We start from the raw sequence: 14,313 nt of genomic DNA on the forward strand, positions 1-14,313 counted from the left end.
TGACCGGCCGCGCACGTGACCGCCGCGATCCGCGCGTACAGGCGACGACGTCGCCACAGCCACCGATTCGGTCAAGGCGCCTCACTGCCTCATCGGCACGGGTCTCAGCTCAGATATCTGCGGCGGTGTTCGTCTGCTGCTCAGGCACCCGTCAGTCGACGTCGGAGAGGCCCAGGAGGTCCCGCAGCGTTGCTTTTCCGTTCGGAGTGAGCCGCACCGCCCAACCGGATCCGATCCGGGCCACCCAATCGTTGGCGAGGAACGTCTCGCACAGCTTCGCCCCGGCCAACCCGGCCAGGTGCTGCCGCCGCTCCGTCCAGTCGAGACATCCGCGCGCGAGGGGTCGGTTGCCGGGCCGTGGGTCTTCGGGGCTCAGCCTGAGGGTGTCGGTGAGCCAGGCCAGGCCGGCTGTGGTCAATGCGAAACCGCCGGCCTGGTCCAGCAGTCCCGCGTGGGTCATCGCGTCGGTCACCGCCACGCCGAGCCGTCCGGCGAGGTGGTCGTAGCAGGTACGGCCACGTCGCAGGGCCGAGTTCGCCGTCACCTCCCGCAGCCCTCGCGGCGAAGGCGGGCGGTGCTCGATCCGGGCCGACAGGTCCTCGAGAAGCTGCGCGACGGACGCGCCGGCGAGTTGTACGTATCGGTGACGCCCCTGGCGTCGCTCGATGAGCAGCCCGCCGTCGATGAGGCGGTGTAGGTGCTGGGTCGCTGTGGAAGGTGCGATGCCCGCGTGCGCCGCCAACTCGCCCGCAGTCCACGCGCGCCCGTCGAGCAGCGCGAGGCACATTGCGGCCCGGCTCTCGTCAGCCAGCAGAGTCGCGAGCGATGCCAGGTCGGAGGCTGAGGTAACGTGCCCAGCGTAGGTCGTTTCTCTTCGGCCGCCGCCGAACGATCCCGACCGTACCGTCGCCTCATGCAGCAGATCAACGGCCGCGACGCGGCCTTTGCCGTCCTGAACAACCCGGCCTCCGTGGTGCCCCTGGTCCCATCCGGGCCCGCCGGAGTCGCCTGGCTACGCGCCACGGTCGGCCGCTTCAGTACCGGAGAGGCCCACGAGCGCCGGCGCGCGCTGTCGGGTTCGCTAAGAAGCCTCCCCTGGCCCGGCAGATGATCGCCGCTGCGCTGGACGCCGGTGTCCCGGTCGGGTGGGTGACTGGCGACGAGGTTTACGGCGCCGACCCCCGCCTGCGCGCCGACCTGGAACACCGCGGGATCGGCACGTCCTGGCCGTCGGCTGTGACCGACGCGTGCACGTCAACGACGGCCGCACTTTGATCCGCGTCGCCGACCTCGCCGACCGGATACCCACCGCCGAGTGGCAGCAGCACAGCTGCGGACCGGGAGCGAAAGGTCTCCGCGACTATCTGTGGGCCTGGGTCACCACCGCCACCCGCCCCGGTGAGCACCGGTGGCTGCTCATCCGCCGCAACCGAACCACCAGCGAGCTGGCCTTCTACCTGAGCCGGCCTTCTACCTGTGCTGGTCGCCTCGCCTGGTGCCGCTGCACACCCTCGTGACCGTCGCCGGATCCCGCTGGAGCGTCGAGGAGTTGTTCCAAACCGGCAAAGGCCAGGTCGGCCTTGACCACTACCAGGTCCGCGGCTGGACGGGCTGGCACCGGTTCATCACCCTGGCCGTGCTCGCCCTGGCCGTCCTGACCATCCACGCCGCCACCACCGCGCAGCAGCCCGACCCCGACCCGGAGATCATCGCGTTGAGGAGTCGCCGAGATCCGCCGACTCCTCAACGCCTTCGTCCTCGCCCTGCCACTACCCCCAGCGCACACCCTGCACTGGTCCACCTGGCGACGAACATCCCAAGCCCGAGCCCGGCGATCCCACTACCAGCGCAGACTCGGCCACTTGGCTTGAGACTTACTCGTCTAGGGCTCGAGCGTGGCGGGCATGCTGAAGGCGGCGACGTGACGGGCACCGATGAAGGCGTTGCTCTCTACGATCTTCCCGTTCTCGATCCGGAGTACGTCGACGACCAGCGCCTCATAGTGCGGGCTGCCGGGCCGGCGGAGATAGTTGATCAGTGCCGGGCGCCCGTTGGCCGAGGTGGGGAAGGTACGCCAGTCGAGCGGTCGGCCGAGGAACTCCGCGGCCGCGTCGATCCCGACGACCGGCGGCTCGGGCGGCATCGTGATCCGTACGTCCTCGGCGAGCAGTGCCCGGACCGTCTCCGGGTCCTTCGCGTTGGCGTAGCGGCGCAGGATCTCTTCGTCCTCGCTGGTGAGCTGCGGGCGGCGCCAGTCCTGTGGGTCCGACGGAGCGCGCCGCCGGAGGGTGTGGCGGGCCCGCTGGAGGAGGCTGTTGACAGCCGCTACGGCGGTGTCGAGCGCGCCGGCGATCTCCTGCGGCGTCCAGCCGTAGACGTCGCGCAGCACGAAGGCCGCCCGCTGCCGCGGCGGCAGGTACATGAGCGCTGCGATCAGGGCCAGCTCGACGGTCTCCCGGGCGGCGAGACCGGTCTGCGGATCGTCGGCCAACAGGGCGTCTGGATAGGGACCGAGCTCGGTGGACCACTCCAGCGGGTCACCATACGGAAGCGTCTGGTGACCGGCCGCCTTGCGGCTGTCGAGGAAGACGTTCGTGGCGATCCGGTAGAACCAGGTGCGCGCCGACGCCCGACCCTCGAAGCGGTCGCGAGCTCGCCAGGCACGCAGGAAGGCCTCCTGCACCAGGTCGTCCGCGTCGGTGACGTTCCCCGCGAGGCGATAGCAGTGCACGTGTAGCTCGCGCCGGTGCTCGTCGAAGGCGCGCTGCAGCCAGTCCGCCTGCTGGTCAGGCGAGTCGGACATGTGATCTCCCCGGGGCTGAATGGTCGTCACAACCGTACTGACGACCGCGGACCCCATCCGTCATCGCTCACCGATGACGATCGCCGACTCGGTCGTCTGTACCTGTGACCAATCCCCACCCCACGAAGGAGACAGCCATGACGGCAACCCCCGCGTCCAGCGCAGCCACGCCCCCGGTCGTCGACCGGGAGACCTGGCTGCGCGAGCGCAACGAACTGCTGGTCCGGGAAAAGGCCCATACCCGCGAAGGAGACGCGATCGCAGCCGCTCGTCGTCAGCTGCCGATGACCCTGATGCCGACGGTGACGGTCCAGGGCCCCGGCGGGGACACCCCGCTGGTGGAGGTTTTCGAGGGCCGCCGGATGCTCATCGCCTACTTCCACATGTGGCACGACGGCAAACCGTACGGGGATCAGTGTGAGGGGTGCACCTTCTCGACCTGTCACATGCAGATGCTGGACTACCTGCATGCTCGGGACGTCACCTACGCCGTGTTCTGCCAGGGCCCCTACGACGAAAGTGCCCCGTTCGCGGAGTTCATGGGCTACCCGTTCCCCTGGTATTCGGCGAAAGACTCCGACCCGGCTCTAGCCGACGGTCGCGAATTCGGTGCCATCGCCTGCTACCTGCGCGACGGCGACCAGGTCTACGAAACCTACTGGACCACCGGGCGGGGCGTGGAGGCGTTGATGACCAGCTACCACGCCTTGGACCTCACCGTGTACGGCCGGCAAGAGAACTGGGAAAACTCACCCCAAGGTTGGCCGCGGGTCAGTGGTCACCCGTGGCGTCTCAACGGCCGCCCCACCGCCCAATGGTCACGCCCCGGCGTCACGCCGGCGGTGACGTCCTGACGCTCGAGATGATCATGCTCGGGTCGGCCGCGGTGTCGGCCTGCTGCTGCGTCGTGCCGAGGGCGGGCGCGTCCCGCAGGGCCCGGATGCTCGCGGGTGCGATGGTGGCTGTCATGGTCGCGGTGACCCTCGACGCCGCACCGGTTGTGCAGTACGCGGGCGCGCTGCTGCTCCTCGCCTTCGCGGTGGCACTCGTCACCAGCGGTCCGACCGAGCGCGGCCCGGAGGTGGACTGGCACCGTACGGCCGGGGCCGTGCTCATGGCGCTCGCCGTGCTGATGCATCAACACGGCGGGTCGATGGCTATCCACCACATGGCCCCCGGGCACCGGATGGACCACGGCACCGTCACCGGCCATGACGCGGCGCTCGTGTTGCTACGCGCCGCCACGGCGGCTCACCTCTGCTGGATGGCGGCCGCACTCGTCCGGCTGCGCAATCGACCGGTCACGGACCTGCTCCGTTGGGAGCACCTGGCCATGGGGGCAAGCCTCGTGGCCATGATCTTCTTCATGAGCTAGCCGAGTAAGCCAGCCGGCAGATCGAGTGACGTTGGAGTACTAATCCTCCGAATTAGCCTGGTCAAACGCCTTGGTCTCGACGCGTCCGTAGAGGGTGAGGATGCGTTTGAGGGATGCTGCCGGGGCCTCGACGGTTCCCGACGCGCCGGTGACGAGCATCGCGTCGGCGGTTTCGGTCTCACCGCCGTACGCCCAGGCGACCGCGCTGGTGGGCGTTCCCACCTCCTGCTTCAGCTTTTCGAGCAGCGAGATTGGTCTGGCAGTCAGACTTCGGCTCATATTCTTGGGCTTCCCGAGGAGAGTCTCTGGTGTTGTAGCTGGCGAGGCGATGGCGTGCTGGCCGGGATCGGCCCGGTAGGTGCTAGTGCAGTGCACGCGGTGGACAGCGGGAGTGTTACCACTGCGGCTAGCGACGGCGATGCGGCGGCTGTCCGGGCGCTCCGGTTGCGGCGGACCGTCGCCGTGATGCTTCCTGGATCAAGAAGATGTCGCGGAAGCCTAGCGCAGTCGATCTTCGAGCGAGGGCGGGCAGCTGGTTGGGTTCCTCAGTCGCTCGGGGCTGGCATGGCACCGGCAGTCCGCAGCAGTTCCGTCATCCGAGACAGCGTCGTGATCATGACGGTCCGGCTGCTCAACTAGGCAACATCCCGGGCCGGAGTACCAGTCGAAGCTCCACCCCAAGGATCGACAGCATGAGTACGCCTGCCCGCCCCTCGCCGGGCTTCCAGCGTCAGTAGGGGAGATTGACCGGGTCCGATACCGGCTGGCCGATCGCCTCGTCGAAGAAGTCGTCGACGCCGGTGGCCCCTTGCCGCGTCAGCAGGTCCTCGGCTTGGGAGTTCTGAGCGTCGTCCAGCGCATATACCCGGCCGATCCGAGCGAATTTGGTGTTCGCGTTCGCCGGGATCGTCAGGTCGAATGACGTCGACCGTCCGGTCATCTTCCGCCGAGGGTAGTAGTCGATATTTCCGTCGCCATAGTTCACCTCGACGACGAACCAGTACGTCAGCCCCGGCTCCGGCTCGCCGGATGCGGTGGCCGTGACCTTGACCGTGTGCGAGTCGCCGGGTGACGAGCTGAGCTGATAGCGCAGATCCTCGGGTGTCGGGCTTGACGTGGCCGGTACGACGCTCGGAGTTGGTGTGGAGGCGGTCCTCTCGCCGTCGGGTTCTGCCGGTGCTGCGGCGAGGGCGACCTGGGCGACAGTGGCAAATCCGAAGAGGACCGTTGCCGCGAACGAGATGATCGTCCACTTGTCGTTGTGTTTGCGCACGTAGAGGAGCGCAGCCACCAGGATCACGGTGATGAGTCCGCTGATGGCGGCGGTCAAGGGCGCGGAAGCAGCGATTTCACTGGCCAGAATTGCGGATCGACAGATTCGGCGTTTCCGTGAATGCGGGGGGGCCCGCCCACTTCAGGTGCGGGTGTGAGAAACGGTCGGCCATTTCCACCGGAGCGTCCGGCCATTCTCGACCATTGGTGCCGTCGGGTCAGCCGGCCAGTTGCCGGCGGCGAGCCGCCAGGTCCTCCAGCACCTGACCGCGCCGGTCGTGCCAGGCCAGGGAATCGGCGATTCCGGTGGACAGGTCGCGCTGTGCCCTCCACCCCAGCACCTCCCAGGCCCGCCGGCTACGGGTGAAGGCGCCGGCGGTGTCTCCGGGGCGCCGTGGTGCCTCGCGGACCAGAACCGGACGGTCCACCACCGCGTTGAACGCCGCGACCAGTTCCAGCACCGTCGTGCCGGTGCCGCTGCCCAGGTTGAGGGCGGTGTGCGGAGCACCGCCGACGGCGAAGATGTCGTCGAACCGGTCCAGTGCCCGAAGGTGGGCGTCGGCCAGGTCCCAGACGTGGACGTAGTCACGCAGCCCCGAACCGTCGCGCGTCGGCCAGTCCAGACCGTTGACCGAGAACGGCACACCGGTCTGGTGCGCCTGCATCAACCGGCCCAGGGCGTGCGAGGGCGTGGCGACCTGGAGCCCGGTGCGCAGCGCCGGATCCGCGCCGATGGGATTGAAGTAGCGCAGGGACAGCACCCTCAGTGGGCTGCTCGCCGCGATGTCGGCGAGCATCCGTTCCACCACCAGCTTGGTCTGCGCGTAGGGACTGGTGGCGTGCAGCGGCGAGACCTCGTCGACGCCGAGATCCGCGTCCGGCCGGTAGATGGCCGCGGACGAGCTGAAGATCAGCCGGTGTACGCCGTGCGCGAGCAGTCGGTCGACGAACTCCAGGGTGGCGGAGACGTTTGCCCGGTAGTAGTCCACCGGCCGCGCGACCGAGTCCGGCACCGCGATCAGGGCCGCGCAATGGATGACCGCGTCGATGTCCGGATGCCGCGTCAACAGCCGGTCCACCCCGTCCGCGTCCGCGATGTCGCCGACATGGAAGGACCGTCCCCGGCAGAATTCGCGGCGACCGGTGACCAGGCTGTCCAGCACCACCGGTGTGTGGCCCGTGTCGATCAGAGCGGACGCGATGGTACTTCCGATGAATCCTGCCCCACCAGCGATCAGCACCTTCACGAGCAGACCTCCCCCGACCGGGACCCGGCAACGCGTCGTACCCTGCTGCATTCTTTGCACAGCGCAAGGCCGCTGACCTGGGAAATCGACCGATAGATGCACCGCCGATGCGTCGACGAATACCGATGACTGTTCGGCGACTGGCCGGGTAGGCGGCGGCTCGGGTCGGACGTGCGGGTCGAATCAGGAGGCGGCATGACGGAGGAGCGCATCGGGGTCGCGGTGGTCGGACTGGGTGGAGCGGTCGCGACCACGGCGATAGCCGGGGTGGAGTTGCTGCGATTGGGCATGACGGACATGTCCGGACTGCCCCTGGCGCACCGTACTGATCTGGTGCCGTACGAGTCGATGGTCTTCGGGGGTTGGGACCTGGCTCCGGACGACCTGGCCAAGGCGGCGCACCTGCACCGAGTGGTGGAGCCAGCCCACCTGGACACCGTCGCGGGGCCACTGGGGCAGATCCAGCCCTGGCCGGCCGTGGCGGACCCGGCGTACTGCCGGAACGCCACCGGGGCGAACGTGGTGCCGATCGGGCCGCTGCGTGAACGGGTGGCACACCTGCGCGCCGACCTGGGCCGGTTCAGGTCGGCGCAGTACGCGCAACGGGTGGTGGTGGTCAACCTGGCCTCCACCGAGGCCCGACCCGATCCGGCGTCACCGGCGCTGCAGAGTGTCGACGGGTTCGAGGCCGGGCTGGACGCCGACGATCCGGTCATCACCCCCGGTCTGCTCTACGCCTACGCGGCGATCCGGGAGGGCTGCCCCTACGTCAACTTCACGCCCAGTCTGGGGGCCGACGTGCCCGCGCTGCTGGAGTTGGCCGAGCGGGAGGGCGTGCCGGTCGCCGGTAAGGACGGGAAGACCGGCCAGACGCTGATCAAGACGGTGCTCGCACCGGCCTTCCGGTCCCGGGCGCTGACGGTGGAGGGCTGGTACTCGACGAACATCCTGGGCAACCGGGACGGGCAGATCCTCGACGACCCGTCGTCGTTGGCCAGCAAGCTGGACACCAAGGGTTCGGTGCTCAACCAGATCCTCGGCTACGACGTGGACGACCACGTGGTCCGGATCGACTACTACCGGCCGCGCGGTGACGCCAAGGAAGCCTGGGACAACATCGACCTGATCGGTTTCCTCGGGCAGCGGATGCAGCTCAAGGTGGACTTTCTCTGCCGGGACTCGATCCTCGCCGCGCCACTGGTGCTGGACCTGGCACGTCTGATGGCGGAGGCCGCCCGCCGGGGTGAGAGCGGCGCACAGGAGCAGCTCGGCTACTTCTTCAAGGCCCCGATGACCCGGGACGGCCGGACACCCGAACACGCGCTGCACGCGCAGGAGCGGACACTGCTGGACTGGCTGGACGCGGCGGCATGACCACTGCGCTGGCGGCTCCGCCGGTCGACCGACTGGCCGCCGTGACACCGACGCTGCGCCAGATCGGCGACCTCAAACGGGTCCGGGTGGCCCACGCCGATGGCTCGGTGGCCGAACGGGCGTTCTCCCGAGCGTGGGCCGCCATCGTCGCCGGTGCCGACCCGGCGGACGTCGCCGACCGCGAGTGCGCCGCCGCGCTGGCGGGGGCCCGCCTCGGTGGAATGGACGCGGCCACCCTCACCGCCTGCGGACTGGCAGAGGCCGAGGTGGAGAACGTCCTGGCCCGCGCTGTCGACGAGCTTGTCGGCTCGCTGCACCCGGACACCGGACGTCGGGTGCGAGCGGCGCTGCCGCGACTGGTTGCCCAATCCCTGCCCGACGCGCCGGTCCCGTCGTTCGTGACGGCCCTGCGCCGACAGCCGCGCGCCGGTGCCACCGCCGCGGGGCGGCCACGCCTGGTGGTCGAGCCGGCTGAGAACCATGCCGAGCACTGCTGGGCCGTTGCCGTGTACGGGGCGCTGCTCGCTGACGACACCGGCGCGGACCCGGCGCAGGCGTTCCTGCTCGGTCTGGCCCATCACCTGCACAACGCCCGGCTACCCGACGCGGGCTTCGCCGGTGAGTTGCTGCTCGGCGACTACCTGGAGCCGATGACCGACCGGCTCACCGAGTGGGAGTTGGCCGAACTGCCGGAGCAGGTGGCCGCCCGGGTCAGCGCGGTGCTGGCGTTCCGGGTGGACGCCGACACGCCACTCGGACGGACCTTCCACAGCGCGGACGTGCTGGACCGGGTGCTCCAGGTGCACCATCACGCCCGCGCCGCCGCGTTCACCGTCGAGCAGGCCCTGGTGGACCTGGCTCTCGTGCACGACGGCCCGGTGGTGGACTACCAACGGGCGGTCCTGCGGGCGGCGGGACTGTGACCGCCGTCCGCGCGGTGCCCGCCGCCACAGCGACCCGGTGGCGGGGACCCGACGGCACGCCCCTGCACGCCGACACGTCGTGCACTCTCACCGACGGGGTGCGCCGCTGGCCGGTGGTGGACTCCATCCCCTGGCTGCGTCCGGACCGCGACGACCTGCGGGAGCAGGCGGTGGCCGCACTGGACGCGGGCGATCCGGACCAGGCCGCGGTGACGTTGCTCGCCGACTCCGACGACTGGTGGGACGGCCCGCCGCCGCCGGCCGACCAACTGCGTGCGGCGCTACGTGCCAGCACCCTGCGCGACGCGGTGGAGCTGCTCGGGTTCGGCCGGGTCGGGGTCTACTTCCTGCACCGCTGGTCCGACCCGAGCTGGCTGGCTGCCCTGGCGCTCACCGCCGCACACCCGCCGCACGGTCGGCCGGTGGTCGATCTGGCCTGCGGCGCCGGGCACCTGCTGCGACACCTGGTCCTGCACGGCCACCGCGATCTGACCGGCGTCGACGTGGTCTTCGCCAAGCTCTGGCTGGCCCGCCGGTTCGTGTTGCCGCCCGACGTGCCGGTCGCGCTGGTGTGCGCCGACCTGACCGCACCCTGGCCGCTACCACCTCCGGCGGCACCTCGCCATGTGGCCTGCCACGACGCCCTGTACTTCCTTGCGGACAAGGCTGCCGTCGTCACCGCCGCGCTCGCCTGTGCCGGCCCCGACGGTGCGGTGCTCCTCGGTCACCTGCACAACGCACAGCATCCCGCCGGTACGACCGGGTTGCCGCTGTCACCCGACAGCTGGACGGCCCTGCTGCCGGGTGCCACCGCGTACACCGAGGAAGAACTGACCGTGGCGGCGGCGGCCGGGCAGCTGCCCGCCCCGGCCGACCCCGCCGCCCTGATCGGCACCGAGGCTGTCGGCCTGGCCCGCGACGCCGGCGACGCACCGGCCGACGCCGCCCTGCTGGGGCCCGCGCCGGCGAGCCCACTTCGACCCAACCCGCTCTACACCGACGGGGTCCGCTGCTGGCCCGACCCGCGGTGGGCCGCCGAGTACGGCGACCGGGCCGCCGCGTACCTGCCGGAGCGTTGGCCGACGGACCCGGGCCCGGACGCGGTGCGACGTCGCCTCCTCCTCGACCTGCCTGAGCGGTGGTGAGCGATGAAGCCGGTCGGGTGGGGTGTGGTCGGCTGCGGCTGGGTCGCCCGTGACCACGTGGCCCCGGCCATCCGCGCGGCCGGGCACCGGCTCGTCGCCGCCTGCGACCCGGATCCGCGCGCCGCCGGTGGGCTCGCCCCGGATCGGGTGGCCACCACCGATCTGCACGAGCTGCTCGATCACCCGGAGGTCGAGGCGGTACACGTCGCGACCCCCAACCACACTCACGCCGACGTGGTGGCGGCGGTGGCCAAGGCAGGGCTGCCCGTGCTGTGCGAGAAGCCTCTGGCGGCGACCGTGCCCGATGCCCGTCGACTGGTCGACGCCGCCGGTGGCGCCCTCGCCGGGGCCGCGTTCGACCAGCGGTTCCATCCCGCCCACCAGCGCATCGCCGCGATGGTCGCCGCCGGTGAACTGGGCACGGTGACAGCGATCCGGATCGTCTACGGCTGTTGGCTGCCCGAGCGGTGGAGTCCCGACGGTCGACCGCACGACAACTGGCGGATCGACAGGGCCCGTTCCGGCGGTGGGGCCCTGGTGGACCTGGCCCCGCACGGCGTCGACCTGGTCGGTGTGCTGCTCGGCGAGGACCTGGTCGAGCTGACCGTGCGGACACATCGGCGGGTGCATCCCTACCCCGTAGACGACGGGGCCCTGCTGGCCGGGGCAACTGGCAGCGGGGTGCTGGTCCAGGCCCACGTGTCGTTCAACACCGCCGACCCGCTGCCTCGACGCCGGCTGGAGGTGGTCGGCACCGACGCGCAACTCGTCGCCGTGGACACCCTGGGTCAGACCGCCGGCGGCACACTCACCCGTCTCGACGCCGCGACCGGCACCGCCGCCGACGTGCCGTTCGATGTCGACACGACCCCGTTCACCAATCAGGTGCGCGCCTTCTCCACCGCCGTGCGCGGAGGCGGTTGGCCGTGGCCTCTGGACCGGGACCTGCGCCTGCACGAGTTGCTGCAGACCGCCGCGGAGAGGAACTGACGGTGCCCCTCCGCCCGTACGCCTGCGCGAACTGCGGCCACTGGCAACGCTGGTTCGCGTCCCCGCCGTCCTGCCCGGTCTGCACGGATGTGCGCAACGCGCTGCCCGAGGACGGCTGGCGGTTCACCTCCGCCGACGAGGTGGCGGTCGGACGGCAGGCACGCCGCGCCGTCGTCGCTCCCGGCGTGACCGGTTACTGGTGCGAGCCGCAGCTCGGGCTCGGCACCACCGGCTGGGTGATCGAGACCGACGCCGGTCTGGTCGGTTGGGAGGCGGCCGGCTGGTACCCAGCCGACGCCATCACCGACCTGCGCGAGCGCGGTGGTCTGGTCGCGCTCGGGGCGAGCCACGTGCACGGGTACGGCGCTCTGTGGCAGCTTCAGGACGCATTCGCCCCGCCGGTGCTCGCGATCGGTGTCGACGATCTCGTCTGGACGAAGGCGTTCCAGGTGACCTGGCCCACCGACGATCGACATCTGCTCGCACCCGGCCTGGTGATGTACCGCAGTGGCGGTCACTTCCCCGGGCACAGCGTCCTGCACGACGAGCAGCGCGGGATCCTCTTCGTCGGTGACCTGATCAAGGTGGAGCTGGCCGGGGAGAGCCCGGTCGGCCTTTCCTGCCACAAGGCGTTCCATGCCCAGATCCCGCTCTCGCACGCCGAGGTGCGGCAGGCCCGCGACCTGGTCGAGATGCTCGACTTCGACGCGGTGGCCACACCCTTCGAGTACGCGGCGCCGGTCTCTCGCCGGCAGGTGCTCGCCCTGTTCGACCGGCAGCTGCGGGGGCAGCCGACGGCCGGACCCATACCGATCGAGGAGCTGACGTGACCCGAGCCGCCGAACCGCGTACTCCCACCATCTCGGCGACGTCGGTCGCCGACCGGCTCGCCGATGCGCTGCCCGCTGGCGAGGTCGGTGACTTCGACGTCTCCGGGCTGGACCGGATCGGTCTGCCGGTGGTCTCCGCCGACCACCTCGGCGACGGTTGGCCCCGGGCCGCGGCGATGGGGTACGGCGCCAGTCTTGAGCAGGCGCGCACCGGCGCGTACGGGGAGCTGGCCGAGGCCCTGTTGCTGCACGGACAGCTACGGGCCATGGTTCCCCGGCGGGCTTCGTACGCGCAGCTACGTACCGAGCTGGGCGTCGGCGGTGTGGTGGATCCGCGGTCGCTGGTGCTGCCCGCCGGCACGACCGTCGACGACGACCAGCCCCGCTCCTGGCTGCCCACCGTGCGGTGGCGCACCGGCGAGACGGTGCTGGTGCCGGCGGAGTTCTGCGGTTCCGCGAGCGAGGACCTGCCCTGGCAGGACCCGGCCGAACGGCTCATCACGGTGATCACCAACGGGTCGGGCGCGGGCGACACCATCGAACGGGCCGTCGCACACGGCCTCCTCGAACTGCTGCAACGCGACGGCAACACCACCGCCTTCCGGGCCATGGACGCCGGCGTGGTGATCGACCTCGACGAGGTCCGGGACCCGGTGACCCGAGCCACCCTGGACCGGCTGCGGGCCGCGCACATCGACGTCGTCCCGAAGCTCGCCTCTACCGACTTCGGGCTGGTCGACGTCCACGTCGTCGGCATCGACCGGGAGCCGGAGACCCCACCGTTGGCGGTCACCGCGTGTGGGGAGGCCGCCCACCCGGACCGCGAGACCGCACTGCGCAAGGCGCTGCTGGAGTACGTCTCCTCCCGTTCCCGCAAGGTCTTCTCCCACGGGCCGTTGGAGGCGCTGCGGCGGTTCACGCCGGAGGCGTACTGGCGGCGGGAGTTCGCGCGACCGGCCGAATCACAGGAGACCCGAGCCCTGGCCGCGATGCGCGAGTGGACGCACCTCGACGGCGGGCAGCTCCGCGCCCTGCTGGAACCCGTGGTGCTGGCCCAGCGCAGCACAGTGCCCTTCACCGCGTTGCCGACCGTCGCGCCCGGAAGCCTCGACGACCCGAGCGCGCTGCTGGCCGACCTGCTGCACCGGCTCGCCGAGTTCGACGTACTTGTCGTCGTCGCGCCCGGCGACGGGGCGGTGGCGGTCAAGGTGATCGTGCCCGGACTGGAGGCGGAAACCATGTCGTACGGGCGAATCGCGGCGCGGGGTGTCGAGCGCCTGATGAAGAGGGACTCGCCGCTGGTCGGGCTCGGGTCGCCTCCGCACGACGGTGCCGCACCGGTGGTCCTGGACCCGGCGGGCCGGGAGCGACTGGGCAACGAGGCGTGGCTCGACCTGAGCCTGGTCGCCCGGACGATCGGCCCGCTCTATCCGCTCTACCGCGAGCCGAGTCGGCACGTCGTCGCCCGGAGTGAGACATGAGCCTGCGATACGCCTACAACACCAATGGGATGACGTCGCACCGGCTCGACGACGCACTGGCCCTGCTCGCCGACTGCGGCTACGACGGCGTCGCGCTCACCCTCGACGTGGCCCACCACGACCCGTACGCGCCCGACCTCGCCGGGCGCACCCGCCGGTTGGCCGGCCGTCTCGACGCGCTCGGCCTCGCCAGCGTGGTGGAGACCGGCGCGCGGTTCCTGCTCGACCCGCGGCGCAAGCACCATCCCACCCTGGTCTCGCCGGCCGAGGATGACCGGACGCGGCGGCGCGAATTCCTCCGTCTCTGCGTGGACGTAGCTGTCGAACTGGGCAGCGAGGCCGTGTCGTTCTGGGCCGGCGTACCCGAGCCCGGCACCGACCGTGACCGCAGCTGGCACTGGCTCGTCGACGGTGTCCGCGACGTCGTCGAGTACGCCGGCCGGCACGGCATGACGTGCGCTCTGGAGCCGGAGCCGGGGATGCTTGTCGACGACTGCGACGACTGGGCCCGGCTCGCGGCCGAGGTTCCTGGTCTCACGTTGGCCCTGGACACCGGTCACTGCCTCGTGTCCGGCCGGTACGACCCCGCCGCTGCGGTGCGCACCTTCGCGGCCAGTCTGGGCGCCTGCGCCATCGAGGACATGCCCCGCGGCCGGCACGAGCACCGCGCTCCCGGTGAGGGGGACTTGGACTTCCCCGCAGTGCTCGGCGCACTGACCGAGGCAGGCTATCGCGGGCTGGTCAGCCTCGAACTCTCCCGGGACGCCCATCGGGCCGACACGCTGGTGCCTGCCGCGCTGGCCGCGCTGCGCCTCGGCGAGCAGCAGTCCCGCACCTCCACCGAGCTGAAGGTCGGTGTCCGATGAGGATCTG

The 14,313-nt window shown here is 70.8% G+C and carries 18 protein-coding genes; 12 read left to right on the forward strand and 6 right to left on the reverse strand.

Annotated elements, in window-relative coordinates:
• Positions 1–151 precede the first annotated feature (151 nt).
• Positions 152–832, reverse strand: coding sequence for an ArsR/SmtB family transcription factor (locus ACGFH9_RS19270; RefSeq protein ID WP_393221039.1), 681 nt, complete (start codon positions 830–832; stop codon positions 152–154).
• Positions 833–913: 81 nt separating this feature from the next.
• On the opposite strand from ACGFH9_RS19270, the gene ACGFH9_RS19275 reads away from it, so the two are divergent.
• The 3 genes from ACGFH9_RS19275 to ACGFH9_RS19285 are packed head-to-tail and all read left to right on the forward strand — an operon-like array spanning position 914 to position 1,517.
• Complete coding sequence (locus ACGFH9_RS19275; RefSeq protein WP_393220943.1) at positions 914–1,111, forward strand: hypothetical protein; 198 nt, start codon at positions 914–916, stop codon at positions 1,109–1,111.
• Positions 1,096–1,275 (forward strand): hypothetical protein, encoded by a 180-nt coding sequence (locus ACGFH9_RS19280; RefSeq protein ID WP_393221042.1) that lies wholly within the window; start codon positions 1,096–1,098, stop codon positions 1,273–1,275. The genes ACGFH9_RS19275 and ACGFH9_RS19280 overlap by 16 nt, the downstream gene beginning before the upstream one ends.
• On the forward strand, positions 1,248–1,517 hold the full coding sequence (locus ACGFH9_RS19285) for a hypothetical protein (RefSeq protein WP_393220946.1): 270 nt from the start codon (positions 1,248–1,250) through the stop codon (positions 1,515–1,517). The genes ACGFH9_RS19280 and ACGFH9_RS19285 overlap by 28 nt, the downstream gene beginning before the upstream one ends.
• Before the next feature lie 365 nt (positions 1,518–1,882).
• Here ACGFH9_RS19285 and ACGFH9_RS19290 read toward each other — a convergent pair whose 3' ends face one another.
• On the reverse strand, positions 1,883–2,803 hold the full coding sequence (locus ACGFH9_RS19290; protein WP_393220949.1) for an RNA polymerase subunit sigma-70: 921 nt from the start codon (positions 2,801–2,803) through the stop codon (positions 1,883–1,885).
• A 137-nt stretch (positions 2,804–2,940) separates the two neighbouring features.
• Here ACGFH9_RS19290 and ACGFH9_RS19295 point away from each other — a divergent pair, with 137 nt between their 5' ends.
• Complete coding sequence (locus tag ACGFH9_RS19295) at positions 2,941–3,657, forward strand: DUF899 family protein (protein ID WP_393221045.1); 717 nt, start codon at positions 2,941–2,943, stop codon at positions 3,655–3,657.
• Here the strand turns inward: ACGFH9_RS19295 and ACGFH9_RS19300 are convergent.
• Entirely contained in the window at positions 3,635–3,772 is a 138-nt protein-coding gene (locus tag ACGFH9_RS19300; RefSeq protein WP_393220952.1) for a hypothetical protein, read from the reverse strand. The genes ACGFH9_RS19295 and ACGFH9_RS19300 overlap by 23 nt on opposite strands.
• Between ACGFH9_RS19300 and ACGFH9_RS19305 the strand changes: the two genes are divergently transcribed.
• Positions 3,771–4,178, forward strand: coding sequence for a hypothetical protein (locus ACGFH9_RS19305; protein ID WP_393220955.1), 408 nt, complete (start codon positions 3,771–3,773; stop codon positions 4,176–4,178). The two genes, ACGFH9_RS19300 and ACGFH9_RS19305, sit on opposite strands and share 2 nt — an antisense overlap.
• A gap of 39 nt (positions 4,179–4,217) precedes the next feature.
• Here the strand turns inward: ACGFH9_RS19305 and ACGFH9_RS19310 are convergent, their stop codons facing one another.
• The 3 genes from ACGFH9_RS19310 to galE all read right to left on the reverse strand — a co-directional run bounded on the left by ACGFH9_RS19310 (position 4,218) and on the right by galE (position 6,697).
• On the reverse strand, positions 4,218–4,457 hold the full coding sequence (locus ACGFH9_RS19310; RefSeq protein ID WP_393220958.1) for a hypothetical protein: 240 nt from the start codon (positions 4,455–4,457) through the stop codon (positions 4,218–4,220).
• Positions 4,458–4,908: 451 nt separating this feature from the next.
• On the reverse strand, positions 4,909–5,508 hold the full coding sequence (locus ACGFH9_RS19315; RefSeq protein ID WP_393220961.1) for a hypothetical protein: 600 nt from the start codon (positions 5,506–5,508) through the stop codon (positions 4,909–4,911).
• Between the two features lie 160 nt (positions 5,509–5,668).
• On the reverse strand, positions 5,669–6,697 hold the full coding sequence (gene galE, locus ACGFH9_RS19320) for a UDP-glucose 4-epimerase GalE (protein ID WP_393220964.1): 1,029 nt from the start codon (positions 6,695–6,697) through the stop codon (positions 5,669–5,671).
• A 195-nt stretch (positions 6,698–6,892) separates the two neighbouring features.
• Between galE and ACGFH9_RS19325 the strand changes: the two genes are divergently transcribed.
• From ACGFH9_RS19325 to ACGFH9_RS19355, 7 genes are read left to right on the forward strand one after another with little or no spacing between them, the layout of a single operon-like run.
• A complete protein-coding gene (locus tag ACGFH9_RS19325) occupies positions 6,893–8,071 on the forward strand; it encodes an inositol-3-phosphate synthase (RefSeq protein ID WP_393220967.1) in 1,179 nt (392 codons plus the stop codon).
• A complete protein-coding gene (locus tag ACGFH9_RS19330; protein ID WP_393220970.1) occupies positions 8,068–8,994 on the forward strand; it encodes an HD domain-containing protein in 927 nt (308 codons plus the stop codon). Before ACGFH9_RS19325 ends, ACGFH9_RS19330 begins: the two co-directional genes overlap by 4 nt.
• Positions 8,991–10,139 carry a class I SAM-dependent methyltransferase gene (locus tag ACGFH9_RS19335; protein ID WP_393220973.1) on the forward strand — a complete coding sequence of 383 codons (1,149 nt, stop codon included), beginning with the start codon at positions 8,991–8,993 and terminating at the stop codon, positions 10,137–10,139. Before ACGFH9_RS19330 ends, ACGFH9_RS19335 begins: the two co-directional genes overlap by 4 nt.
• 3 nt (positions 10,140–10,142) lie before the next feature.
• On the forward strand, positions 10,143–11,129 hold the full coding sequence (locus ACGFH9_RS19340; RefSeq protein WP_393220976.1) for a Gfo/Idh/MocA family protein: 987 nt from the start codon (positions 10,143–10,145) through the stop codon (positions 11,127–11,129).
• 2 nt (positions 11,130–11,131) lie between these two features.
• Complete coding sequence (locus ACGFH9_RS19345) at positions 11,132–11,959, forward strand: MBL fold metallo-hydrolase (RefSeq protein WP_393220979.1); 828 nt, start codon at positions 11,132–11,134, stop codon at positions 11,957–11,959.
• Complete coding sequence (locus tag ACGFH9_RS19350) at positions 11,956–13,440, forward strand: YcaO-like family protein (protein WP_393220982.1); 1,485 nt, start codon at positions 11,956–11,958, stop codon at positions 13,438–13,440. The genes ACGFH9_RS19345 and ACGFH9_RS19350 overlap by 4 nt, the downstream gene beginning before the upstream one ends.
• Positions 13,437–14,306, forward strand: coding sequence for a sugar phosphate isomerase/epimerase family protein (locus tag ACGFH9_RS19355; RefSeq protein ID WP_393220984.1), 870 nt, complete (start codon positions 13,437–13,439; stop codon positions 14,304–14,306). Before ACGFH9_RS19350 ends, ACGFH9_RS19355 begins: the two co-directional genes overlap by 4 nt.
• The last annotated feature ends 7 nt before the right edge of the window (positions 14,307–14,313 follow it).

The sequence above is a fragment of the Micromonospora sp. NPDC049102 genome, from assembly GCF_043197485.1.
GTDB lineage: Bacteria > Actinomycetota > Actinomycetes > Mycobacteriales > Micromonosporaceae > Micromonospora.

Coding starts and splice junctions, on each gene's coding strand:
- ACGFH9_RS19290 (WP_393220949.1), bottom strand. CDS start 2,803: ATGTCCGACTCGCCTGACCAGCAGGCGGACTGGCTGCAGCGCGCCTTC.
- ACGFH9_RS19340 (WP_393220976.1), top strand. CDS start 10,143: ATGAAGCCGGTCGGGTGGGGTGTGGTCGGCTGCGGCTGGGTCGCCCGT.
- ACGFH9_RS19300 (WP_393220952.1), bottom strand. CDS start 3,772: ATGACAGCCACCATCGCACCCGCGAGCATCCGGGCCCTGCGGGACGCG.
- ACGFH9_RS19330 (WP_393220970.1), top strand. CDS start 8,068: ATGACCACTGCGCTGGCGGCTCCGCCGGTCGACCGACTGGCCGCCGTG.
- ACGFH9_RS19325 (WP_393220967.1), top strand. CDS start 6,893: ATGACGGAGGAGCGCATCGGGGTCGCGGTGGTCGGACTGGGTGGAGCG.
- ACGFH9_RS19305 (WP_393220955.1), top strand. CDS start 3,771: ATGGTCGCGGTGACCCTCGACGCCGCACCGGTTGTGCAGTACGCGGGC.
- ACGFH9_RS19275 (WP_393220943.1), top strand. CDS start 914: ATGCAGCAGATCAACGGCCGCGACGCGGCCTTTGCCGTCCTGAACAAC.
- ACGFH9_RS19295 (WP_393221045.1), top strand. CDS start 2,941: ATGACGGCAACCCCCGCGTCCAGCGCAGCCACGCCCCCGGTCGTCGAC.
- ACGFH9_RS19310 (WP_393220958.1), bottom strand. CDS start 4,457: ATGAGCCGAAGTCTGACTGCCAGACCAATCTCGCTGCTCGAAAAGCTG.
- ACGFH9_RS19355 (WP_393220984.1), top strand. CDS start 13,437: ATGAGCCTGCGATACGCCTACAACACCAATGGGATGACGTCGCACCGG.